The sequence below is a fragment of the Bradyrhizobium diazoefficiens genome (genome assembly GCF_016616885.1).
Lineage (GTDB): Bacteria > Pseudomonadota > Alphaproteobacteria > Rhizobiales > Xanthobacteraceae > Bradyrhizobium > Bradyrhizobium diazoefficiens_F.
This window is the reverse complement of record NZ_CP067102.1, coordinates 2,020,102-2,043,826: the sequence shown is the minus strand read 5'-3', so window position 1 is coordinate 2,043,826 and position 23,725 is coordinate 2,020,102. Positions and strand designations below refer to the sequence as shown.

21 protein-coding genes and 2 pseudogenes are annotated in these 23,725 nt (G+C 57.4%); 6 read left to right on the top strand and 17 right to left on the bottom strand.

What is annotated here, in order from left to right; translation table 11 throughout:
* Window positions 1-40: 40 nt before the first annotated feature.
* From JJC00_RS09170 to JJC00_RS09135, 8 genes and pseudogenes are all read right to left on the bottom strand, one after another.
* Entirely contained in the window at window positions 41-247 is a 207-nt protein-coding gene (locus JJC00_RS09170; RefSeq protein ID WP_200472270.1) for a rubredoxin, read from the bottom strand.
* A complete protein-coding gene (locus JJC00_RS09165) occupies window positions 244-1,107 on the bottom strand; it encodes a hydrogenase expression/formation protein (RefSeq protein WP_200472269.1) in 864 nt (287 codons plus the stop codon). The genes JJC00_RS09170 and JJC00_RS09165 overlap by 4 nt, the downstream gene beginning before the upstream one ends.
* Window positions 1,108-1,263: 156 nt before the next feature.
* Window positions 1,264-1,548: pseudogene (locus JJC00_RS38945) on the bottom strand (hydrogenase accessory protein); the annotation flags it as partial.
* A gap of 277 nt (window positions 1,549-1,825) precedes the next feature.
* A pseudogene (locus JJC00_RS09155) lies at window positions 1,826-2,113 on the bottom strand (HypC/HybG/HupF family hydrogenase formation chaperone); the annotation flags it as partial.
* A gap of 26 nt (window positions 2,114-2,139) precedes the next feature.
* Window positions 2,140-2,721, bottom strand: a complete 582-nt coding sequence (locus tag JJC00_RS09150) for a HyaD/HybD family hydrogenase maturation endopeptidase (RefSeq protein ID WP_200472267.1) — start codon at window positions 2,719-2,721, stop codon at window positions 2,140-2,142.
* Between the two features lie 17 nt (window positions 2,722-2,738).
* Complete coding sequence (gene cybH, locus JJC00_RS09145) at window positions 2,739-3,476, bottom strand: Ni/Fe-hydrogenase, b-type cytochrome subunit (protein WP_200472266.1); 738 nt, start codon at window positions 3,474-3,476, stop codon at window positions 2,739-2,741.
* A 17-nt stretch (window positions 3,477-3,493) separates the two neighbouring features.
* Window positions 3,494-5,284, bottom strand: a complete 1,791-nt coding sequence (locus tag JJC00_RS09140; protein WP_200472265.1) for a nickel-dependent hydrogenase large subunit — start codon at window positions 5,282-5,284, stop codon at window positions 3,494-3,496.
* A gap of 20 nt (window positions 5,285-5,304) precedes the next feature.
* Complete coding sequence (locus tag JJC00_RS09135; protein WP_283816808.1) at window positions 5,305-6,396, bottom strand: hydrogenase small subunit; 1,092 nt, start codon at window positions 6,394-6,396, stop codon at window positions 5,305-5,307.
* A gap of 806 nt (window positions 6,397-7,202) precedes the next feature.
* Here JJC00_RS09135 and JJC00_RS09130 point away from each other — a divergent pair.
* From JJC00_RS09130 to JJC00_RS38730, 3 genes are all read left to right on the top strand, one after another.
* Window positions 7,203-7,457, top strand: coding sequence for a helix-turn-helix domain-containing protein (locus tag JJC00_RS09130; RefSeq protein ID WP_200472263.1), 255 nt, complete (start codon window positions 7,203-7,205; stop codon window positions 7,455-7,457).
* Complete coding sequence (locus tag JJC00_RS09125; protein ID WP_200472262.1) at window positions 7,457-8,764, top strand: type II toxin-antitoxin system HipA family toxin; 1,308 nt, start codon at window positions 7,457-7,459, stop codon at window positions 8,762-8,764. Before JJC00_RS09130 ends, JJC00_RS09125 begins: the two co-directional genes overlap by 1 nt.
* Before the next feature lie 72 nt (window positions 8,765-8,836).
* A complete protein-coding gene (locus JJC00_RS38730; protein ID WP_349643538.1) occupies window positions 8,837-8,956 on the top strand; it encodes a transposase in 120 nt (39 codons plus the stop codon).
* A gap of 121 nt (window positions 8,957-9,077) precedes the next feature.
* Here the strand turns inward: JJC00_RS38730 and JJC00_RS09115 are convergent, their stop codons facing one another.
* The 8 genes from JJC00_RS09115 to JJC00_RS09085 form a co-directional block, all read right to left on the bottom strand.
* Window positions 9,078-10,259, bottom strand: a complete 1,182-nt coding sequence (locus JJC00_RS09115) for an SGNH/GDSL hydrolase family protein (RefSeq protein ID WP_200472261.1) — start codon at window positions 10,257-10,259, stop codon at window positions 9,078-9,080.
* A 26-nt stretch (window positions 10,260-10,285) separates the two neighbouring features.
* Window positions 10,286-11,293, bottom strand: coding sequence for an SGNH/GDSL hydrolase family protein (locus tag JJC00_RS09110; protein WP_200472260.1), 1,008 nt, complete (start codon window positions 11,291-11,293; stop codon window positions 10,286-10,288).
* 95 nt (window positions 11,294-11,388) lie between these two features.
* On the bottom strand, window positions 11,389-13,224 hold the full coding sequence (locus tag JJC00_RS09105; protein WP_200472259.1) for a carbamoyltransferase family protein: 1,836 nt from the start codon (window positions 13,222-13,224) through the stop codon (window positions 11,389-11,391).
* A gap of 3 nt (window positions 13,225-13,227) precedes the next feature.
* Window positions 13,228-13,329 (bottom strand): DUF5989 family protein, encoded by a 102-nt coding sequence (locus JJC00_RS38010; RefSeq protein WP_433996522.1) that lies wholly within the window; start codon window positions 13,327-13,329, stop codon window positions 13,228-13,230.
* Window positions 13,330-13,387: 58 nt separating this feature from the next.
* Complete coding sequence (locus JJC00_RS09100) at window positions 13,388-13,789, bottom strand: SxtJ family membrane protein (RefSeq protein WP_200472258.1); 402 nt, start codon at window positions 13,787-13,789, stop codon at window positions 13,388-13,390.
* A gap of 13 nt (window positions 13,790-13,802) precedes the next feature.
* Window positions 13,803-14,459, bottom strand: coding sequence for a hypothetical protein (locus tag JJC00_RS09095; RefSeq protein WP_200472257.1), 657 nt, complete (start codon window positions 14,457-14,459; stop codon window positions 13,803-13,805).
* A gap of 226 nt (window positions 14,460-14,685) precedes the next feature.
* Window positions 14,686-14,838, bottom strand: coding sequence for a hypothetical protein (locus JJC00_RS09090; RefSeq protein ID WP_200472256.1), 153 nt, complete (start codon window positions 14,836-14,838; stop codon window positions 14,686-14,688).
* 479 nt (window positions 14,839-15,317) lie between these two features.
* Entirely contained in the window at window positions 15,318-16,601 is a 1,284-nt protein-coding gene (locus JJC00_RS09085; protein WP_200471915.1) for an IS256 family transposase, read from the bottom strand.
* A gap of 440 nt (window positions 16,602-17,041) precedes the next feature.
* Between JJC00_RS09085 and JJC00_RS09080 the strand changes: the two genes are divergently transcribed.
* From JJC00_RS09080 to JJC00_RS09070, 3 genes are all read left to right on the top strand, one after another.
* A complete protein-coding gene (locus JJC00_RS09080; RefSeq protein ID WP_200472255.1) occupies window positions 17,042-18,394 on the top strand; it encodes a coproporphyrinogen-III oxidase family protein in 1,353 nt (450 codons plus the stop codon).
* An 8-nt stretch (window positions 18,395-18,402) separates the two neighbouring features.
* Window positions 18,403-19,350, top strand: a complete 948-nt coding sequence (locus JJC00_RS09075; protein WP_200472254.1) for a class I SAM-dependent methyltransferase — start codon at window positions 18,403-18,405, stop codon at window positions 19,348-19,350.
* Between the two features lie 391 nt (window positions 19,351-19,741).
* Window positions 19,742-21,424: an outer membrane beta-barrel protein gene (locus JJC00_RS09070; protein ID WP_200472253.1), complete on the top strand. Its 1,683-nt coding sequence runs from the start codon at window positions 19,742-19,744 to the stop codon at window positions 21,422-21,424.
* Between the two features lie 917 nt (window positions 21,425-22,341).
* On the opposite strand, the gene JJC00_RS09065 is transcribed toward JJC00_RS09070, so the two are convergent.
* The gene (locus JJC00_RS09065; protein ID WP_200472252.1) at window positions 22,342-23,721 is read right to left on the bottom strand and encodes an MATE family efflux transporter; all 1,380 of its coding nucleotides are present in this window, start codon (window positions 23,719-23,721) and stop codon (window positions 22,342-22,344) included.
* Window positions 23,722-23,725: the final 4 nt, after the last annotated feature.

Below are 23,725 nucleotides of genomic sequence, written 5' to 3'. Positions count from 1 at the left end.
GCCGCGTCGGCGTCAGTGGCAGGCGCTTGCGCATCAGGTTTCATGCGATGGCCATGAATTTGGATTTCGGCGCGTCACAGTTCGGGCAGCGCCAATCGTCAGGAAGGACCGCGAAGGGCGTGCCGGATGCGATCTGCGCGACATCGTCGCCATCGGCGGGATCGTAGACCGTCCAGCAGATGCCGCATTCCAGCTGCGTGCCTTCGGTAACATCCTGGCGAACGCCAAAATTTTCGAATGCGCTCATTTGAAATAGGCCTCGATGATTTCCTGGAGGCGCTCAGCGGAGTCTTCGAAGTCCTCGTCAGCCGCGATTGCCACGGTCGGCACACCGCCAACCTCCAGCGTGTCAAGCATGATGGCATCCATGGCGTTGAAGAACTGCACCGACCAGACGTTGCGGATAGCCGTCGAGAGCACCCGGCAAGTGCCGTAGCCGCGCGAAACGAGCTGGACCGGCCCATTCCTGATGGTGTCCTGGAGGAAGCTCATGTCGACGGGGCTCATCGGCAGCAGCGTGAAATTGATGATTTGCGAGCGAATGCTCGGCCGCCAGGCCAGCGCGCGCTCGCGGATTTCCGCGAGCACCGGCAGCGCGTTCATCGCGCCTTCCGGCGCCTGCCCGATCTCGAAATCCGTAGTGGTAAGATCAGCAGCGGCGCGCTTGACGATTTCCGGGATTGCGCCGACTTCGAGGTACTCATGGTTGGCGTCGGTCTCGAGCCGGACGTGCCAGATTCCGGCCAGCACTGATTCCTGGATCTGCGCCATCGATCCGTCCGGCAGCGCGACGAAGCCGGCAATCTCACCTTCGCCGAGCACGTCCGCAATCAGCTTGCGCTCGAGATCGTCGAGATTGCCGAGCCGGAACAATCGGGTCGGCGCGTCGGTCTTCTGGCTTGCGATGGCCACGACCACTTTCGACAGCAGATCGATTGCATTCGGACAGCGCTTGGCCAGCTCCGCGCTGTCGAGCGTGGCAAGCTTCGCCAAGGCGCCCGCGGCTGTCAGGCTGCCGCTCGATGCATTCAGGCTTTCCTCGCCGAACGGAAACACGTTGATCGGCTGTTCGGCGGCTCCAGGCGCGGTCGGGAAACCCGCGTTCATGGTTCGATACCCTGTGAGCGATGCTGGGGAATGATGAGTGTCACAACAACACGCTCCCGCCGCGCGGAGGTCGATCAGCTTGGCGATGCGGTCGACATAGACCGGCCAGTCCTGGATCTTGGCGATCAATCCGAGCGTTTCGCCCTTGGCGACAAAGATCAGCGTGGGCTGCACCCGCACGCCAAAGCGCTGGCCGAGCTCGCTCTCGGCGCGACGCGCGATCACGGCCCCCCGCAACTGCCCCCGAAAGGCGTCAATCAGTTCCGGCAACACGACCGCGACGTCGATCGCCTCCATAAAACGCGCGGGATCGCCCGTCGACAACAGCACGGCCACCGCACCGGCGTCATTGGCCGCGCCAAGAAACCGATCGACATTCGCGGCATCGACCTCGGGCAGGCCGCGCCGCGTCAGATCATGCTTTCCCTGCTGGAATTCCATCAGCCTTCTGGCAAGCCTATTTCTCTGACGCGAGAGGTTAGCAAGGCACATGTCACGATTAGTTATCGCCTTTCCTGAGACCGATCTCATTGAGATAGATCATTCATTTTTCGCGTCCGCGAAGAGGGATGGTTTCGAATGATGACTGTCTTTCCGCATTCAACGGAATAGCTTGTCATCTGGAAGCTTGTCTTTCATCCGCAGCGGACCAACCCGAGCCGCCCGCGACGCGGGTTACATCGAGGATCGGATTTGGAATATGGGCCGCTTGGTCGAGCCGGAGATGCTCGGGCAGTTGCGGCTCTCGCTCGATGAGGTCGGCGAAGAAACGGTCGCAATCCTCGCCACCGAGCACCGCGGTCAGCCCCTCGATCGCATCAGCGATCAGTCGCGCCTCTGCCTCATCGAGCAGACGGATCGCGGTGTCGATATGGACGAGCACCTTGGTTCCGACCGGCAGGTTGCAGAGCAAAAGCATCGAGACGCGCCGCCGCTCGCCGCGAAACTCGCATAGCGCCGAAACCCCGTCAGTTTCAACGATCGTCATCGGCAGGCCAAGGCACATCCCGCGTCTCCGGTCGCGCACGCCGGTCAGACCGGCCGCATCCTCATCTCGTAGTGCTGATGGTCGATATCGTTGGCGAGCAGCCGTTCGGACTCCGGCAGCGGCTCGCTACGCAGACTCGCCGTCGCGCCCCACTCAGCCAGGATTGTGCAGACCAGCTCGATCGCCGGCCCGATCTGATCGCTCACCGGCTTGGTCAAAGGGCCGCCCCAGGCTTCGAGATCGCGCGGTTGGCAGCCGATCAACGCGAGATGCTTCGGGCAGCGCCCGAGCAGATCCGCCGCGCTGATGACTTCCTGAAATCCGGTCTGATGCAAGCTCATCTTCTTCGCACCCGTGAAACGCGGAACTTCCTCGTCGCGCACCAGCTTCAACTCTCCCGTCTCGAGCCCATAGTCGATCGCGTCGAACACGATCAGACGATCGGCCTCTTCCAGATAGCTGACGAGGTAGAGGCCCTGCGTCCCGCCGTCGAGAATGGTGACATTGTCCGATACGGCGTAGCGGCGGTGGAATTCCTCCACGGCGCGCACGCCGAACCCCTCATCGGCCCACAGGATATTGCCGATGCCGAGCACCAGAATGCGGTCTGTTGAAGATGTCGGCATAGGCCTCGTTTCTGGGTTCAGTCGCGAGATTGCCGTTCGCCGGAGACCATCGAGGAGATGATGCTCTGACGCGACATGATGTCTTCGCGGATCGCGGCATAGATGTGCACTATGACGAACGTCACGAGCGCCCACATGCCGAGATGATGCCAGGTGTGCACATCCTGGCTGTTCGGCCAGATCGCGAACACCCAGCCGAACAGCTTGTGCTGCCAGCTATCGATTCCGCTGGCTTCCGAATAGAGTGCAAAGCCGGTGATGATCATGTAGGCCACGAACAGCGTGAAGCCCGTGAACATCCCGGTCCGCGCCAAGGGATTGTGGCCGACATACATTTTCGGCTCGTGTTCCAGGAACGCGTACCAGCGGATTTCATCCAGCATTTCTCGCCAGAACTGCTTGCGATGAGCCGGCAAATAGAAGATCTGCCGGGAATGATGGTTGCCGACGAAAGCCCAGAAGAGGCGGGTGAGGAAGAACACTGCCAGCACCTGACCGGCCGCGAAGTGGACGAAGCGGATATAGCCCATTACGAAGTTCGCCTCGCCCTCCATCGACGGCAACGGCATTCCGATCAGGTAGCCGGTCACCATCAGCGCGACGACCGAGAACGCATTGACCCAGTGGCAGATTCGCACTGGTGCTTCGTAGACATAGACCATGGGACGTCCGATCGCATGTCCACCGTCCCCGTCCGCTGCGATCGCAGCGAGATTCGGCTCAGATTTCGAACGACCGTCAACCGCATCCGTCATGGTGCTTCATCCCTGGTTTACCTGACCTTGACGCTCGCCAGTTTCTGGCCATCCGGACTCATGAGGTGGGTCGAGCACGCCAGGCACGGATCGAAGGAATGAATGGTGCGAAGGATCTCGAGCGGCTGCTCGGGATTCGCCATCGGCGTATCCATCAAGGAGGCCTCGAATGCGCCGATATTTCCCTTGGGATCGCGCGGCGAGCCATTCCAGGTGGTCGGCACCACGCACTGGTAGTTGTCGATCTTGGTTTGCTTGATCTTGATCCAGTGCGCGAGCGCGCCGCGCGGCGCCTCGGTAAAGCCAAAGCCCTTGGCCTCCTTTGGCCAGCTCTCCGGCTTCCACTTCTCGACATTGGCGGTCGAGCTATCGCCGGCCTTGATATTGGCGACGAGCTTATCCTGGAAATAGCGCATCTGGCGCCCGGCCCAGACCGATTCCAGCGCGCGCGCCGCGGTGCGGCCGAGTGTCGAGAACAGGGCCGACAGCGGCAGGTCGAGGTCCTTCAGGAATTTGTCGACCGGATCCTTGAACTCCGCCTTGTTCTGGGCGTAACCGACGACCCAGCGCGCGAGCGGACCGACCTCCATGGCGTGGCCTCGCCAACGCGGCGCCTTGATCCAGGAATATTTGCCGCCCTCATCGAGCTGCTCGATCGCTGTCTTGGTGCCCTTCGCATTGGGCCCGAGCACGTAGTTCGGCTCGGTGACGCCATCCCAGGGGTGCAGGCCCTCGGTCTCGTCAGGATATTTGTACCAGGAGTGAACGACGAATTCCTGGATCTCCTCGGGGTTGGCATGGTCGACTGGAAACACCTCCGAGAGATTGCCGTTGATAATGGCCCCTTGCGGCAGCTTCAGGTTCTTTGAGGAGTAGTCGTTGGCGTGTTCGGGCACGTCGCCATAGGTGAGGACGCTCTTGCTCGAAAGACCCCCGCCATAGAGCCAATCCTTGTAGAAGGACCCGATCGCCGCCACGTCAGGCAAGTAAACCTGCTCGTTGAATTCGATCAGACGATCGATGATCGAGGAGATCAGGTTCAGCCGCTCCATGTTGATGGCTCCGACCGCGCCGGTCCCGTCGACATTGATCGGACAGGGCACGCCGCCGACGAGCCAGTTCGGATGAGGATTTTTGCCGCCGAAGATGGTGTGGACCTTTACGATTTCCTTTTGGAAATCGAGCGCTTCCAGATAATGCGCCACAGCCATCAGATTGGCTTCGGGCGGCAATTTGTAGGCCTTGCTGCCCCAGTAGCCGTTCTTGAAAGGACCCAACTGTCCCGACTCGACGAACTTCTTGAGGCGTGTCTGGAGGTCCTTGAAGTAGCCAGGCGATGACAACGGCCAATTCGACATCGACTGCGCGAGCGTGGAAGTCGCCCGCGGGTCGGCCGAGAGCGCCGAGACCACGTCGACCCAATCCAGCGCGTGCAGGTGATAGAAGTGAACGACATGATCGTGCACCTGCAGCGCGAGCTGCATCAGGTTGCGGATCGAATTGGCATTCTCTGGAATGATGATTCCGAGGGCATTCTCGACAGCGCGCACCGATGTCAGGGCGTGCGTGCCGGTGCACACGCCGCAGATCCGTTCGGTGAAGGCCCAGGCGTCGCGCGGATCACGATCCTTCAGGATGACTTCGATGCCGCGCCACATCGTGCCCGTGGATACGGCGTTCCGGATGACGTTGTTTGCGTCGACATTGACCTCGAGGCGCATGTGACCTTCGATGCGAGTGACCGGATCGACGACAATGCGCTTGCCGGAATTGTCGAGTTTGAATCCGTTCGGTGTCTGGATGCGCATCGTTAATCCCCTGAAATCGACTAACGATCTTGATTTGCGTCTGCGCGCCTGGAGGCGAGCCGCTTCACAGCGGTCACGGCCGCGTGCACCGCCACGGCGGCACCGACGGCGCCGGCCGCAGCCACGCCGATCTGGTCAGCGTTCTTCTCGATGCCAAACTCCTGGATCTTGGTGAGACGATCGTAGAACGAGCCCTTGTCCCAGAAGCCGTCCTCGGAGCAGCCGATGCAGCCGTGGCCCGACTGGATCGGGAAGGACACGCCGCCGTTCCAGCGCACGGTCGAGCAGGCGTTGTAGGTGGTCGGGCCCTTGCAGCCCATCTTGTAGAGGCAATAGCCCTTCCGCGCCGCCTCGTCGTCCCACTCCTCGACAAACTGCCCGGCATCGAAATGCGATCGTCGATAGCACTTGTCGTGGATGCGCTGTGAGTAGAACATTTTCGGCCGGCTATGACGGTCGAGCTCGGGCAGCTTGCCGAAGGCCGTGATGAAGGTGAGGACGCCGGTCATCACTTCGGCGATCGGGGGGCATCCCGGCACCTTGATGATCGGCTTGTTGGTAATGACCTTGTCGATGGGCGTGGCCTGCGTCGGATTGGGTTTGGCCGCCTGCACGCACCCCCAGGACGCGCATGCGCCCCAGGCAATGATCGCCATAGCGTCGTCGGCCATCATCTTAAGTTTCTCGACGAAGGGCTTGCCGCCGTCGATGCAGAACATGCCGCCCTCGTTCAGCGGCGGATTGCCTTCCACGGCAAGAATGTACTGACCCTTGTGTTTGGCGCGGGTCTCTTCGAGGATCGCTTCCGCCTGGTGGCCTGCGGCCGCCATGATGGTATCGTCATAGTCGAGCGAGATCATCGACAGCACGGCATCCTTCGCCAACGGATGCGCGGAGCGGATGAAGCTCTCTGAGCAGCAGGTGCATTCAAGACCATGCATCCAGATCACCGGCACACGCGGTTTGGCTTCGAGCGCGTTGGCGATGCGACCCGCCGCCAACGGCTCAAGCCCGAGGCTTGTCGCCGTCAGGCTGCAGAATTTGTGAAAACTCCGGCGCGTGATGCCCTGCCGCCTGATCACGCTGTAAAATGTTTCCATTGCCGCGCCCATGCCCCCTCCCGTCTTCGGCTTTGACTTATCGCTGCAACAAGGACAGCAAGAAGCAGGCCAGCCGCAGCGGCGCGCGCAAACTGGGGAAACTCCGAGATGTTACGGATTTGAATCGCCCAATTCACAGCGCGCGAAGAGATCGCGACAGTGAGAAACGGAACAATTCGATTTGCAGCTGGCAAGGAAGTTTACGGGAAGCATACCGAGCGATTCGGAAATATCTTGCAGAGTTCGTTCGCGAACTCATTTCTCCCGTAACATGACGCAAAAAGGGAGATGCCAAACAACCGGTTGGAAATCGTCATCTCCTGCTCATTCTCCGGCGCAATGACGCTTTCATCGAACAGCCGTTCTGCCACAACTCGCGCGAAACGCCTGATGATGCCTATGTCGGTTTGGTCGAGGCCGCGTACGGCAGCCAGGCATTGGATGGCCGGGTAGTGATGGCAGGATCGAGCGCTATCAGATGAATGCGCGACCGCCTGGAATTTCTCGCCTCGCGATTGCTTCGATGCCGACGGGCCGCTGTAGGCGGCACGGTCTTCAGCGTCTTAACTAGTAGTCAGGCTCACGCCGAAGCTTCTCATGAAATGAGACGGCGAAAGCTTGCTGACGGTTTCGGTTGGAATTGGCTGGGAAAGGTGCTCGGTCATCCGGAATATTAGCGGGACATTTAAAGGAGCGGCAGAAATACGCGAATGCGTATATCTTGGCTTTATACGCGCTCGCGTCTATTTTCTTGATATACGCACTTGCGTATATTGCCGATGTATACGAGATCGCGTATATTGGTGCTCGAGGTTCACATGCCGCAGCACATCGCCCGCACCGAAAAACAACTGGGAGCCATTCTGCGAAGGGCTCGCAAGCAGGCCGGACTGACGCAATCCGGGCTCGGAAAAAACATCCATCTGCGTCAGGGAACCGTCTCCCGACTTGAGGCGGGTGCACCCGCCATTCAACTCCACACCCTCATGGAAGCGCTGGCTGCCCTTGACTTGGAATTGGTGGTTCGCCCGCGAAGTAAAGCGAGTGCGGCCGATATCGAGAGCGCATTCTAATGCCCCGTCCGAAAGCCAACGCTCCGTTAAACGTGTTCGTAAATGGCCGCCTGGTCGGCGTACTCAAGCGCGAGTCCAGCGGCGCCATTGATTTTCGCTACGACGCGCAATGGCTCTCATGGCAGTCGACCTTCCCGATCTCGCTCTCCCTCCCCCTTCGCGAGGACCGCTATATCGGTGCTCCGGTCATCAACGTGTTCGACAATCTGCTGCCGGACAGCGAACAGATACGCAGGCGCGTCGCCGAACGTGTCGGCGCGACCGGTACGGACGCCTACAGCATGCTCTCGGCTCTCGGACATGACTGCGTCGGGGCACTCCAATTTCTACCGGAAGGCATCGATCCGGGGCCGGCGGGCAAGATCGAAGGCAAGCTCATCAGTGACGATGAAGTCGCGCATATCATTCAAAATCTGGCGACGGCTCCGCTCGGTCTCGATGAGGACGAAGATTTTCGAATCTCCATCGCCGGTGCGCAGGAAAAGACCGCTTTGCTGCGCCAGGACGGCAAATGGTACAAACCGGTGGGGACCACCGCCACCACCCATATCCTGAAGCCGCAAATGGGCCGCTTGCCGAACGGCATCGATCTCTCAAACAGCGTCGAGAACGAATTCTTCTGCCTCAAACTCATTTCAGCTCTTGGTATCCCGGCAGCGAACGTCGAGATGACTAAGTCTGGAGGCCGCCGGACGCTCGTTGTCGAGCGTTTTGATCGCCGCTGGACAAGCGACAAGCGATTACTGCGCCTGCCCCAGGAGGATTGCTGCCAAGCGTTGTCGGTCCCGCCGACCAGAAAATATCAGTCGGATGGCGGGCCCGGACTAAAGGACATTCTGGAGCTGCTGAAAGGAAGCGATGCACCAACTCAAGATCTCACGATGTTGCTCCGTGCGAGCATCGTGTTCTGGCTGATTGGAGCAACTGACGGTCACGCCAAGAATTTCAGCGTCTTTCTCGGCCCCGGAGGCCGCTTTCGTCTGACACCACTTTATGATGTGCTCAGTGCACAACCCAGTCTTGACGCAAAGCAAATTCAACCCAAGGTACTTAAGCTTGCGATGTCGGTCGGCAAGAGCCGACACTACACCGTGAATGAAATCCTACCTCGGCATTTCATACAGACGGCCGAGATTTCCGGCGTCGGGCTTGCCGTCGTACGCTCCATCTTCAAGGATCTCGCAGAAACGTTCGAAACAGCGTTTAACGATGTGCTCAAAGCCCTTCCTAGGGACTTTCCCGAGCAACTAACAAGCTCGATACGGACTGCCGCCCTTCATCGCACCAGCCTCATCGCCGAGGCCTGACATCCCTATAGCGATCTTGGCGTTGTTCGAAATCCGCCAAGATCATCTCGACGCGAGCGGCCAGACAACCAGTTGGTCGTCATCGTAGCGAGCGGCAACTCGGTCTGTTCGGTAGCGCGACGACATGGATTGTCGCCGCACCAGTTGTTCAGCTGGCGACGTCTGTTGCGAGAAGCAGCAGGCGGTTATTGAAGAAGACGTACAGGGTGTGGCGGCGGTGGTGGATGCCGTGGTGCCGGCGGCTGTTCTTGGCCATGAGCGCCGAGCGGTGCGCTGAAAACTCTGTTCAGACAACGGGGACCAGCTCTGTTGTTCACTTCACGGGAGCATATAGTGCCAATATATCGGCTGTAATTCTCCGAGATATCCGATCATTTCCATCCTCGCCATAATGCCCGCCGTCCATGTAAATTGGGCTGGCAACATCGGCAAAGATAGTACGCAAGTCATGAAACAGGTTTTGCTCCAAACTCTCATCTTCTCTCTTGACCAACTTGCTTCTCATCAGAGAGTAAAGATCGTTTTTTCCTGGAAGCCGTTTCTCTGATTTTAAAAGCTGATCCTCTTCATATTTTGTCCTGTGTGTTTTATCAGACAGCTGAGGCTCAAGGTAGAATAATGTTTTAAAGGATAAGCTCCTTGAAATAGCCTCTATAAACCGAACATTCCCTAGATAGACATCTAGAGCTCCGTCAGACAACACGTCCAATTTTTTCGAGCACCCAGCGAGCTGTGGTTTGCCGGTGAGCAGTCTTATCAGCGCGAAGTTTTCTAATCTTATACTTATGCGCGCTTTTGCCTCCTTTTTTGGAGGCCTTTTTTCGAGGTTTGAGTTGCCAAGCGGAACGCCCGGTTCTCCTTCATAACAAGCGGAGAAAGCCTCAACCGATCCGCCGTAAAAGACCACCAAATCAGGAACATTCCGCTTTCTCAATTCGAGAACGAGGCGAATCAAGCTTTGGGTCGTTACATCCCCAATGACTGCATAATTTGTGACGTCGGCGCTGATTCCATTTTCGGCTAACATTTTGGCGACAAGGGAGGGAATGGTGAAGTCGTCCCCAGATCCAAGCCCCCACAAAGTCGACCCGCCAAAAAAGAATATTTTCAACCTGGTACGCTTATCATCCTTAATTGCCTCGGAGTGCCACGTTCTTCTGGTGCCTTGGTGTACGTTAATGAATTTGCCCGCATAGTCCGTTTGTTGTGATTGCGTATATGAAGCCCACACCCGCGCCTTGGCATCGGTGAGTTCTTTGAAGTATTCTTCCGCCAGGTAGGGATTTGCATATACGCCAGAATTGGCTGCAGCCTTGGCGGCGCTTTGACGCTCTCTCTTGTCAGCTCTCTCGTAGTAGGATGTCAGCGATACTTCCAGAGTCGTCAGCAAAAGGAGAGCGACACCAAGGATTGCCCATATCTCGTTCAATAGGGCCGTCAAGCGAACGACCCTCGTCCTCACAGCGGCCGTTTTCAGCAGCGCATCTGCTTCCACACGGTTTTCCGTGGAAGAGGATTCCTTCAATTTGCAGACCCTCGAAAGTCTTCGGGAATTTGGGCCACAAGGACTCTCATAATTGAGTCGGCGTAGAGTCCGGCCGCTTTACCGTTTGGGTGGGAGTCTGTGTTCGTGACCCAGAGGGACCGTGGGGCTTGATTTTCCACAGCCGGAAGAAGGTCCAGAAATGGTATACTGAGCGCTTTCACCTTGGAGGCAACGAGACTCGTTATGTCCTGAAATGGATATGGGGACAGCTCGTGCAGTTCCGGGTAGTTAACTACAATGAGCTTGATGTTTCGCGCCTTGCAATAGCTCGCAAGTTCTTTCAAGGCAGCCTGTGCAACCAACCAGCCGGGTTCATTCTCTTGGTAGAGACCGCGGTAATAGTGCTGCCAATCAGCCTTGCCGAAGTATGTTCGCAGAAGGGCATCGAAACGACCCGCGATGAATACTGCTGAATAGAAGTGCTCTAGAAGGACATTCTCCGTCCTTCGCGGTGTTGGCTCTGCGTCATTGATAAAATAGTTCAGTACGACGATGTCAGGCTTGTATACGTAAGCCTTTTTCATGAAGTACGTCGCTTCCATAGCTGTGTTGGCATTTCCAATCCCAGCATTTATGACCTCGAATTTCTTTTCCTTCGCGTTCAGCAATCTTTCCAATCGGTATGATGTGACGTCTTCAGGTCTTGCGCCCCATCCAAACGTCAAGGAGTCGCCCAGCATCATGATTCGGACTGTGCCATTCTCTTTCTCCACGGAATGTTCGCGATCGCGCCAACCTGCTGAGTTGATTGTGACTGGCACCCCCATGTAAACACCACCCTTTCCAGGGGTATGTTCGTGCCCTGCACCGGGTATGTCACTAACCACTTTCAGGTCTTTGGCGTAACGCCACATTTCGATGTCAAAATTAGTGCCGTCTGCCTGCGTTAAACGCACATAGAATTCCAGTAGGGCGGCAGCCGTAATCAGGCTAGTAGCGATTGAAAGCATTCCGAAGATTGCGTTTTTTGTTTTGACATCCATGCGGATGGCTTTCTTCGAAATGCGCGCCAAAATCGTTCGTACAGGAGATAGAAATCACGACGGCTGCCAGGCGCACAGCTTGAACGCCTCGCGTTCTAATCGAGTTCATAGCAACGACGATAGTTCTTCATCAACGTTCTGCTCTGGTCTTCCTTCCGTAAGAGCGAATTGCCGACGGCCAGCACTTCGATTTCCGTTCCCATGAAACAACGGAACGCATCCTCTGGAGTGCAAACGATCGGTTCTCCTCGCACGTTGAATGAGGTGTTCACGAGAACAGGGCATCCGGTTAGCTCCTTGAACTTCGATATCAATCTGTGAAACCGCGGATTGGTCGTGTTGTGCACAGTCTGCACGCGCGCGGAGTAGTCCACGTGTGTGACGGCCGGAATTTCCGAGCGCACGACATTCAATTTGTCGATACCGAAGAGCTGCCTTTGCTTTTCTGACATCGGCAACTGCTTCGTGCTCAGCACGTCGGCCACAAGGAGCATATAGGGGCTGTCGGAATGAAGCTGAAACCATTGCGACACGTCCTCTCGCAAAACACTCGGCGCAAATGGGCGGAAAGACTCGCGATACTTCACCTTCAGATTTAGCTGCTTCTGGACAGTCGCTGAGCGGGGATCAGCAATGATGGAACGTCCGCCGAGCGCTCGCGGGCCGAACTCCATCCGACCCTGCATCCACCCAACCGCCTTACCGTCGACCAGAGCATGTGCGACACTGTCGATCAGTGCTTCATCGTTTTCCGCCGTGAATACCGCGCCGGCTTTTCCTAGACGCTCTTCGATTTCGCGCTGACTGAACTCCGGTCCGAGGTACGCGCCGTTCATGCTGTCGCCCGCATGGACGCTCCTGGGCTTTTCAAGCATGAGATGGTAGGCAGCCAGTGCTGCGCCCACTGCGCCGCCGGCGTCGCCAGAAGCCGGCTGAATCCAGATGTTGTCGAAGAGTTTTTCCCGCATGAGCTTTCCGTTCGCAACACAATTGAGCGCCACTCCTCCTGCGAGGCAGAGATTTCTCTGGCCGGTTGTAGTCCGGATTTCTTTTGCAAGCCGTAGGATGACCTCCTCGGTAACGGCCTGAATGGAGGCCGCTAGGTCCATCTCCCTCTGCGTCAACCCACTTTCCGGGCGTCTGGCCGGACCACCAAATAGCGTCTCGAAGCGACCATTGGTCATTGTTAGTCCGGTACAATAGTCAAAGAAGCTCATGTCCAGGTGGAATGACCCATCCTCCTTGATGTTGATCAGGTGCTTCTTTATTAGATGCACATACTTTGGCTCGCCGTAGGGCGCCAGTCCCATTACCTTGTACTCACCGGAGTTCACCTTGAAACCGATGTAGTAAGTGAACGCTGAGTACAACAAGCCAAGCGAATGCGGAAAGTGAATCTCCTTGTAGACTGATAGTTCCTTTCCCTTACCGATCGCAAGCGAGGTTGTCGTCCATTCTCCGACACCATCCATCGTTAACACTGCGGCTTCGTGGAATGGCGACGGGAAGAACGCCGACGCCGCGTGACTGAGATGGTGCTCTGAAAAGCGGAGTCGCCTCGACCAATCAACATCACTCCCGAGGTGCTCGTTCAGGGCCTCGGCAATCAACGTTCTTTGAAACAGCTTGTCCCTCAGCCAAACCGGCATCGACGTTGCGAAACTCTTAAATCCCTTCGGCGCGAAAGCTAGATAGGTTTCAAATATCCGCTCGAATTTACTAAAGGGTTTGTCGTAGAAGACTACATAGTCGACGTCGGCTGGACATAGCCTTGCAGCGCCGAGACAGTAACGAGCCGCACAGGCAGGAAAGCCTGGATCGTGTTTTTTCCGCGTAAAGCGCTCTTCCTGCGCGGCAGCTACCAGTTGGCCGTCTGAGACGAGACAAGCGGCTGAGTCGTGGTAGTAAGCTGAGATACCCAGGATATTCACTGGTCAGAACAGCGTGTAAACGAATGGCGCCATGACAGAGCCTTGCGCCAGAACTAGCAGAGCGGCTATGAGCACCATGAGAAGAATTGGGGGGGCGAGCCACATCTTTTTGCGAACACGCATGAAAGCCCAGAGTTCCTTGATGAAGAGAAACATATGCGCCTCAGAACTGGTGTGTGAAGGACTGACCTGTCGGACCTGGCGGGCTACGACTGATCCAGTAACTTGCGACCGGTCGTCGCTTCAAATGAAGCTCATCGCGCCCGAGCAAGCGAGCGATGAAGGCGATCGGTACTAGAAGCCCGAAATAAATGATGCCCAGAACCAGCGGGCTGACGATCCGTCCAAGCAACTCGCCGAAGTAGAACCAGAGTAGGTTGGGCGGCGTGAGAATTCGCGGGACGATCAATGCTATGCCGCCGAATGCGACACTAACCGCAAAGAGCGACACGTAAGCGGCAGCGACTTGTCCCTTGACGGCCACGCATGCGCCCAATGCAAGAAATACGGCGCAAAATGTGAGGCCGAAGCGTCGATTGGACGGCAGTTTGGCCGGCACTCTCATGCTATGGCCCCCGCTATGTATCGTGACTCACAAGAATGGCTGCGCGGACATACTCCGATAGTGTGGCGATCTGAGCCAGAAGTCCGGACGAGATTATTCCAAGGGCAACTGCTCTCGCGATGGCTCCGTTCGTCTCCGCGAAATAAAGCCAGCCTGTGTTGGGTGGCTGCAGACTCGCTGTGACGTAGACAGGTAGATGCCGCGCGAGATCATCGACCGGCTGCCGAAATGACGCCAGCCTGAGGATATCGATAATGTTGACGAGAGACGCGACCGAGCGCCAATTCAATGGACCGATACCGAACCATGTCATGACCAATCGCTTGGGCGCGAATGTCGCAGACAGAGAATGCTGAAATCCGGAACCAATCGTCAGCAGAGCATTCTTCAACCAGGCCCTCGTTAGCGCATCCGCACAATGCAGTGTTCTGAATACCACTGCGAACGCCTTTGAGAGGTCGCGCTGCCCAACGTCCCTGCGGCGGATGAACCTAGCTCCGCCGCCTGGCTCGTTCACGCGCATACGAGTGAAGCGGACATGCCAAGCGCGCCTCTTCCCGGTCTTCTCCGGGTCAACCTTCAGCGCGTGCTCGATAAGCAGCTTATTCCGGATAGGTTGCTCCGCGCAGCCCATGATTTCTGCGATCTTGCGAGTGGTGACGGTACTCATGCTCCCCTCGGAGTTCCCTGTTGGCATTGACGGCGCTCGGCCAAGGTTTGGCAATGATCGTGCCAAGACTGCGTCAGAGGAACAAATCCGTGCATTTGAAAGCAGATAGCGCGCGCGAGCGGCCTATCCGAACATTGTTGTGATCCCGACTTAGCCGCAGACCGCTGTTACAAACCCGACAACATCTGGCATCAACAACCCCTGCGTTTGCTGGTAGTGATGACAGTCACCAGCGCGCGCTCAGCAGGACAGCACCGGCTTCGTGGTTGCAGACTTGATTTGTTCGGATCGAGGTCGTCCGATAAAGCTCGAATGTGAATGGACAAAACGGACGCCTCAGCTTCTCATCGAGCAAAAGCAGCCGCAGGAGCGTCAGCATCGCGCCGCCCCTAGGCGGCGGGACGCGGGATCGACAGCCATCCTAGTTGCGATCAACAAGGACGACCGCTTACCCTGAGGCGCTTGGCGCCAATTCTGTCGCCTAGTTCACCGACGTCCTGACGGGTATCATCAACGGACAGCCAAATCGCGTCGACCGGCTACTGCCCTGGACCTACCGCACTCAAGATCTTAAGGCGGCGGCCTGAAAACGACGGAAATCCTCGGGTAATCGAATGATCCGCTACGTCGGGAGACCGGAGTGCCGAGGTGCTTTAGTCCGGAGGTCAAGTGGATCGAATCGCGTCCGCGACACGTGACGTTCGCTCGACGTGCCGCTGCGCTCGCAGTTAAGCTGCTGAGCAAAATACAGAACGACTTTTTTGGGGGCCCGTCTTGCGGAGTTGGCACGACTCTTGAGTTTCTCTCATTGTGCGGCGGCAGGGAGCTATCGCTAAATTTTGGTGACGGCCTGGCCGGTCAGGCGGCGGCGGTTATGGGCTGACGGTCAGTCGGTTTGGCGATGACCTCGATCCCGTCGTTGAATGTCACACCGAGAACGAGTTTTGGCAACTGGTTGTGGCCATCGAGACGACGCCAGCTTTTCTGCGCGGCTTCAAGCAGTTTGAAGACCATCGCGAGCGCCGTCCTGTTGGACAGGCAACCCTTCGATCGGATCGTGCGGTGGCGCACGGTAGCGAAGGTGCTTTCAATGGGATTGGTCGTCCGCAGGTGTTTCCAGTGCTCGGCCGGGAAGTCGTAGAACGCCAGTAGCGTGTCCCGGTCCTTGCTCAGGCAGTCGGCCGCCTTCTCGTATTTGGGCGTGTAGCTCTCGATGAAAGCGTCGAACGCCAGTTCGGCGGCGGCCTTGGTTTCGGCCATCCAGATCTCCTGCAACGCGCGTTTGGCCTTCGGCTGCTGGCTCGTCGGCAACTTGGCGATCACATTCGCGGTCTTGTGCACCCAGCAGCGCTGCTCGCGCGTTTTCGGCCAGACCTCGCCGGCGGCCTTCCAGAACCCGAGCGCGCCGTCGGTGATGGCGAGCCGCGGCGGCACGTCGAGCCCGCGCCGCTTCAGGTCGAGCAGCAGATCGCGCCAGTCCTGCGCGCTCTCGCGGGCGCCATCGGTGAAGCCGACCAGTTCCTTGCGGCCTTCCGGCGTCGCGCCGATCAGCACAAGGATGCACTGCTTTTCGTCTTCGAGGCGTGCTTGGAGATGGATGCCATCGGCCCAGATGTAGACGTAGCGCTTCGTCGACAGATCGCGCCTCTGCCACGCAGTGTGTTCGTCGAGCCAACCGTCCTTCAGACGGCCGATAGCCGATGCCGACAACCCGGCAGCATCCTTGCCGAGCAGCGCCGCCAGAGCCTCGGAGAAGTCGCCGGTGGAGATACCCTTCAGGTAAAGGATCGGCAGCAGCGTCTCGATCGATTTCGAGCGGCGCATGTAGGGCGGCAGGATCGACGGAGAGAACCGGATGCGGTCGGGGTCGATAGCGTCCGCCTCGCGATCGCGTACACGCGGCTGGCGGACGGCGACCGGACCGATACCGGTCATCACCTCGCGTTCCGGCAGGTGACCGTGGCGCACGACGCGCTGGTGGCCGTCCGCGGTCTTCAAATCGGCATGCTTGCCGAGAAAGTCCGCGACCTCGGCCTCGACCGCCTGGGCCAACAGAGCACGCGCCCCATTGCGCAAGATTTCGGTGAGTTGATCGTCGACGTTTCCTGGTTGAATCAGCTTGATGATGTTATCTTTGGACACGGCATATCGCTCCTTCGGTGGAGAAGTGGAGGCGTCAAGCACCCCCACGATATGCCGCCTTTCCGATTCCCGCCGTCACCAACTTTCAGCGATAGCTCGGCGGCAGGAGCTGCCAACCGGCCTCACTTACTGACCTTCGCATTTGAGAAGGAGCTAACAATGAAGACCGATATGTCACCCTATGGTGTGACCGAACTAACTCCGGAAAAAGGCGACCGCAACTTCGGGAAGGTGGTCTTGGGCGAATGGTGGCGTCGCAGCCGCTGTAGCCATATATGCGCGCGTTCGGTCCCTTGCACATAAACCGAAGAGCACAAGTGGCGCAAACGCCATCCTGAATGCGGATTAGCAGGTTCGAGGGAAACTGCTGACTGTGACTTGTGGCGTTGAGAGGACGGCCTTCAGGCATTCATCTGCTTTGGCAATCGACGGGTTAAGTCATGGATCGTCTGGACTTTCTTTGGACAAACATAGCGAACAAGGAGCTGCCAACCTATGTCTACGGCTATCCTTCGAAGCGAGCATATCGGGCTTTTTCCCAGCCACTCCGCATGACTGATGTCGTTGAGCAGGCCAGTCGCTCAAAGCAAATCAACATCTATATCCATATTCCGTTCTGTCGCTATCGCTGCACCTACTGCACGCTTTTTCTTACAACGCGCCATAGAGGGGAGACCGCGGCGTCTTACATTGCTCGACTGGTGGAGCACATCGCTCGATATGGAGAATACTTCGGAGATCGAGAGGTTGTAAGTATCTATTTCGGCGGCGGCACCCCAACCCTTCTGACGCAGCGTCAATTTGGTGAGCTCTTCGCCGCCCTCAATGCAGCCTTTCCAAAACGAAGCCCGCGATGTGAGACGACGGTCGAGAGCACGCCAGACTCTTTCGACAACAACCTCCTGGATTGCCTGAAGGCACTTGGCGTTGACCGAATGAGCATGGGTATCCAAAGCATGGAAGCCGACGAGCTTGCGCACTCTGGCAGGCCATATTCGCTCCAGACTGCAAAAGCGGCAATCAACGCCCTCATCGCGCGTTTCTCTCACGTCAATCTTGATCTGATCTACGGCTTGCGTGGTCAAACCCGTGATTCTTTGATCTCTTCGCTTGGCCGGGTGCTCGACTATGAGCCGCAGACCCTCTCTCTGTATCCCGTCGTTGTTCGTCCGATGACGAGCATCACTATCTCGAAGGCGCACAATCCTGAACTATTCCTCTCTGAGGCGGAAAAGTATGAGGTCTACGATCAGAACGTTGCACTGATGGCGTCCAAAGGTTACCGCCAGGAATCCTTCACACGCTTCACCAGGATTGCTGGCGATCATGCCTATCGGCAGGAGGTGTCGGATTTCAAGGGAACGCCCCTGCTAGGACTGGGGGCCGGCGCCAGAAGCTATTTTGGCCAATACCATTGTAGCACGGACTATGCCGTAGGCTCGAGTGCGGCTTTGCCCATCATCAACGCCTTCTCGGCCCGCCCCTTCGATCCCGACGCGATAGCATCGCACGGAATCAGGCTGACGCAGGACGATCTTCGGCATCGTTACGTCCTGCTTGGCCTCACATTGTCAGCTTTGAGCAGAAGTAGTTACGCTGCAGTATTCGGACGAGCGCTCGCGGCTGATTTTGGCGAAGAACTCGAGGCGCTTGAATCTTTGCAACTCGTGAATTTGGCAGATGGTGACGCTTATCAACTGACTCGAACGGGTTTTAAGTACTCCAGCATCATAGCTCGGATGTTTTACTCCGCCAGGATGGCAGCCCTCGAGGAGCAATATCAGGCAGCGTGAGGTGTGGCATGCAAAAGATGGCCAAGCATTCACCCTTTTGGTGGGATTCGGGCTACGCCGACCACGAGGTGTCGTGTATGGGCGGTCCGAGTCCCGAAATCTTCGAGATAACCCCAGCTCTGCGCGCCAAGAGTGTGATTGTCGAGCTGGGTTGCGGTGAGGGGCGCAACGCCCTCTATTTGGCCCAGTTTGGCCATCAGGTCATCGCAAGCGACATATCTGAAGCCGCCGTCGCCAAACTGAACCGGCTCGCAGGCGCTCTCGGCGTGAATGTAGCGAGCGGTGTCGCTCCTGTTGAAGCATTCCAGTCGCCTGCTTACCTCGACGTCTTTATCGCGCACTGCGTGTTGCATTTCACGGAACGGGCCGTCTGGAAACCGCTCGTGACTGTATTGATGGATCGGACACGACCTGGAGGGTTCCACTGCTTCACCAACACGCTTGATCAGGCAGACCATCCTATCCCTGAGGAGAGTTTGGCATGCGGTCACAAGAAATCGTTCTCGCGTGGAGAGCTTGAGGCAATCTATGCGCAGGCCGGCTGGGAGATCTTACGGTCCGATCATTACATTAAATGGGACTCGCACCCCGGCATTCCAATTCATTCTCACTGCATCGAGAAAGTTGTGGCTCGTAAGCCAATTGGATCTGAAAATCTCTCGCGAATGAGAGCTGAGCCCATTAAGGCAGGCGGAGTGATTCCGGCCAAACAGTTTGATACCTTGAAACTCGGCACACTCCGCGCTGCCGCAATTGAAATGTTCGGTCCTCCGGCAGGCAAGCAAGTAATGACAATCGCTCAGAAGACAGTTGGAGGCAACAATCAAGAAGCCATAGCCGACGGCTACGTGCGTGAGGATATGATTTATGGCAATCACGGCCTGCAGTTCGTTAACGGCACGCTCGCCGGCAAGTATCGATACTTTACGCCCCCGAAACGCTTAATCATTCGATGATGCGTGATCCTCGAGCGGAAGTTCTCACTGGCCGCCTTGGCCGCTGAGGGTTCGCATTGCCCTTGTCCAGCTCAAAGAAGAATATTTGCAAGCTTGCGAGGCCGCTCGAGCAAGAGACGAACTATTTGGCAAGAGAGCGGTGACGTATTCAATCCGGAATCGCCGAGCATGCGGGACGCGGTTTGTGTCCGTCATAAGACGCATCGCGTTTCAAATCCGCCATCCTTGACAGGAGAGGACGACCGCGCCGACGAAAAACCGCAGGCGATGCGCATCGCGTCTGCTGGCCTCGATCCTGCACACCTTAAGCGGCGTGGAGGCGGCGCCAACAACATCGGCCATTCGGGCTTGGTTGCAAGATGGCGCGCGCGTTGTGTTTTCGTGAGGTGAGATGCGATCTGGAGTTCTTTCTTGGAGTGCAGCAACAGTTGCGCTCGTTGCAAGCGGTGCGGTCAATTCGGCAGATCTTAAGCCCGCAGTAAAACCCCCACCGGTGCTGTGGAGCTGGACCGGAGGATATTTCGGCGCGCACGTCGGCGGGGGCTATGGCCGGACATCATTCACGGATCCGTACGGTCCGTCACTCTATGGGGACCTCGTCGATACGCCAGTGTTCCTGCTGGGAGGTCAGATCGGTTACAATTGGCAGAAGGACCGCTGGGTCTTTGGCGTTGAAGTGGATGCCAGTGGCGCTGCGTCGGACGGTACCAACACCTGTCTTGCCGTTTCCGGATCTGTTGTGAGCGCAACCTGCAATGCGAATCCAGACGTCTTTGTCACCGGCACCGGGCGCCTCGGTTACGGGTTCGGCTCGCAGGGACATACGCTGGCTTATCTCAAGGGAGGTGTGGCCTGGCAACACAATCAGGGCGATGTCGTCAACAACCAGGAATTTAGCTGGGCGCCACAGAATGCAACTCATTTCGAGTATGGTCGGGTCGGCGGCACAATCGGCGCCGGCGTCGAGCAGGCGATCACGCCTGCATGGTCCGTTGGACTTGAGTACGATTATCTGTGGTTTGGTGGACCAGGTGTTGCAACCCCTCCGACCGCAAGACTTCCGTTGGCAACCGTCCCAGCCAACATCACCCACCCGTCCAGCAGCTATCATATCGGCAAAATTGCTCTTAACTATCATTTCGGTGCTGATTCGACGACGCCGGGATGGTTCGAGACGCCGCCATACGGGGCAAGGCCCACTGTCAGCGCGTCGCCGATTGCCTTCACGCGGGGTTGGTCACAGGAAAGCGGCACACGCTTCTGGCTGAGTCGCGGAAAGTTTCAATGGGGCTTCGGGAGCGAGCTCGCATCAAGGCTGACCTACCACAAGCTGGATGGGATCTCCGGTGAGTTGTTCGAACGTGTGGACAGCCCATGGGGGATATTCCTGAAGGGCAATATCGGCGTCGGCCGCTTCAACAGCGGAAATGTGAACGATGAAGATTGGGGCGCGGGCTTCGCCTATTCCAACACGACATCGGGCCAGGCGAACGGAAGATTCATGTACTACACGGCCGATGCGGGTTACGATTTCTTGCGCGGCACCGCCTTCAAAGCCGGCGGGTTCATGGGCTGGACCTACTACGGCCAGAAATCTGACACGACAGGATGCACGCAGATCGCTTCCTCACCGCCATGCCATCAAGCAGTTGGCGGAAAGATGGTCATCGGCAGCCAAGACACTGATTGGAATGCGCTGCGCATCGGTCTGAGTGCTGAAACCATATTGCTCGACCGCTGGCGCATCAGCGCCGACGTTGCTTACCTGCCCTGGACAAACTTCCAGGGCCGTGACAACCATCTGTTGCGAGACTTGACGTTCTTCAGCGATCAACGCGGGAGCGGTGGCGGTGGTGTGCAGGTAGAAGGTACTCTCTCATATTTCCTCACCAACAATTTCAGCGTCGGTATCGGCGCCCGGTATTGGGCCATGTGGACTCAAAAACATAGCAAGATACTCCCCAATGAAGCCCAACGGGAGGACAGCTCTCCTGTTGCCTTGGGGGTCTTTCCTGCGAACTATCGCATGGAGCGATGGGGCACGTTCCTGCAGGCCTCCTACAAGTTTGACTGAAACTGCTAGCTCGCCGCTCCAAGCTTCGGAAGCCGTAACTATAGATGACGAAATCGCGGAGCTTGGGCTCGCGTCGGGCGGAGACCGAGAACAACGCTGCGTGCTTTCGGGCCGTTCGAGCCCGAAAGCACGCATTGCTTTGCCTCAGCTAATGGCTAGGCGCCATTGGATACCAACCGCTTTCTTGATTGGTGCCTGCCGCAATGGGAAGTCACTGAATCTCTGCAAGGTAAACGTCCGACGCAGTCCTGCCATTTTCTGGTTCGACCCGTCTGCCACAGCCCGCCAATTCGTAGCGATTGGAAAGGCTCATCTCGCGGCGTTGGCTGGAGTATCGGTCTGCTCAAGCGTTACCTTCAACGCCTGGCGCGCATCCATTCGGCGCAGGCCGCAGGGTCCCCGGGCAAGCAGTCCACGGCTTTCTTTGTAGAATCTGATCAGCTCGATCAGGCTCTTCGATTGCGAAGTCCGTGAACGCATTGAAGCCGTCTTCGCCAAGGCCTCAGACTCAGATCACCCTGCGCTCGGTCTCCATTTCAATCGAAATGTAGCCCGACCTCATCTTGATCCCGGGGTGATGGCGTGATGGACCTTGTTCACGTGTACAGGTTCTTCTGGCCGCTGATGCCGAGCCGCGCGACGAGGAGATCGCCGCGAGCGTTGGCGTGAGCGGCTCGACCGTGTCGCGGACCAAGGGCCGTTTCGTGGAAAGCAATATGGAGCAGGCGATGAGCGAAGAGCCGCGTCCCGGAGCAACCCTCGCGAAGCCCAGCCGCAGAGCACCACAAGTGAACAGGCCGAGAAACACCACTATAGCTGCATGGCTCCTGCACATTACGTGCGTCACTTCTTGAGAGCACTACCTCCACGGCTATGTAGGCTCAATGCTCCGGTCAGCGACGATGTCCGTGGTCAGATCAACCCGCGATCCCGATCGGCCTTGAAGTTGCGTGCCGGAGCGCTCGTCTGAGCTCAGCAAACTGGTGGAACATGACAAACAGTGCAATCATTCCAGCACCCAGCTCAGCGATCGCCTGACTGGCCAACAGCCCGTTGAAACCAGATATGACTGGCAACAACAGTACGGCCGGTATGAAGAAATAGCCGTGCCTGGCCAAGGAGACAATCACGCTGAGGCGTGCTCTCCCGAACGACTGAAGCATCGTCGTCACGAAACTCTCAACACCAAAAAGCCAAAAAAAGAGATGGAAAACGATACAGGTCAAGACGGCAATTTCCGTGACGTTCTCGCTATCGCTGAACAGCTTGACCAAAGGTCGGGCAAAACTCACAACGGCCGCAGAATACGCGACCGAAAGCGCGACAGTCATGAACAGCATGAGCTTTGCAGTCTTCCATACGCGGGGAAGATCGCGTGCGCCCCAACCGAAACCCAAGACAGCCTGAGAGCCCATACAAAAGCCGGTGACAGGCAGTGCGCCGATCGTCAGCAATCGCACAGCTATTCCCATGGCCGCGATGCAGTCGTCCCCGAACGGCGCAGCAGCTCCGTACAAGAGCATAGAGGCAATGGCAGACAAAATGCCGGTCATGGTTGCTGGCGCTCCTATGAACGCGAGCTGTCTGATGCGACGTGTTCGCAATGAGACGTAAGATATCTTGACGAGGACTATTCCGCGTAGCTTCGAAAAATGCGCAATATAGAGGCCAATGGCAGCGATCTGAGATACCAGCGTTGCGAGGGCTGCGCCTCGTACACCGAGATCCAGTAAGAAGATGAAGGCCGGATCGAGCACCGCGTTCAGTATGAAGGCGGTAAGCATCGTCCACATGCTGAAACGTGTGTTGCCCTCGGCTCTAACGATGAAGCCGTTGACGATGTTTAGAAGCATCAGGGTGTACCCGAACAATAGCGTCGCCGCATAGTCGAGCGCCACGGGCATGATGGTTGGAGTTGCCCCGAGCGTTACGAAGATCCGTCGCAAGTTTAGCAGTAGGAGAACCGTAAACATGACACCGATCGGAGCGGCCAGGGCCAGTGCAGTACTCGCGCCCCTACTTGCCTCCAGGTACTCACCAGCACCAAGATGACGAGATATGAACGAGGCTGTTCCAACCCCGATTCCCTGACCGACTGCCGTCAGCAGGACCACGACAGGCAAGGTCATGCTGACAGCTGCGATCGCCTGCGCGCCAAGTGCACCAACAAAGATCGCATTGACGGCCTGCTGTACCGCGTTGATCGATAGGCCAACAATAGAGGGAATTGCGAGTCGCAGGATAAGGCTCGCCAGATTGGGATCCGATAGATCGATGTTATGCTTCTTCTTTGCCATCACA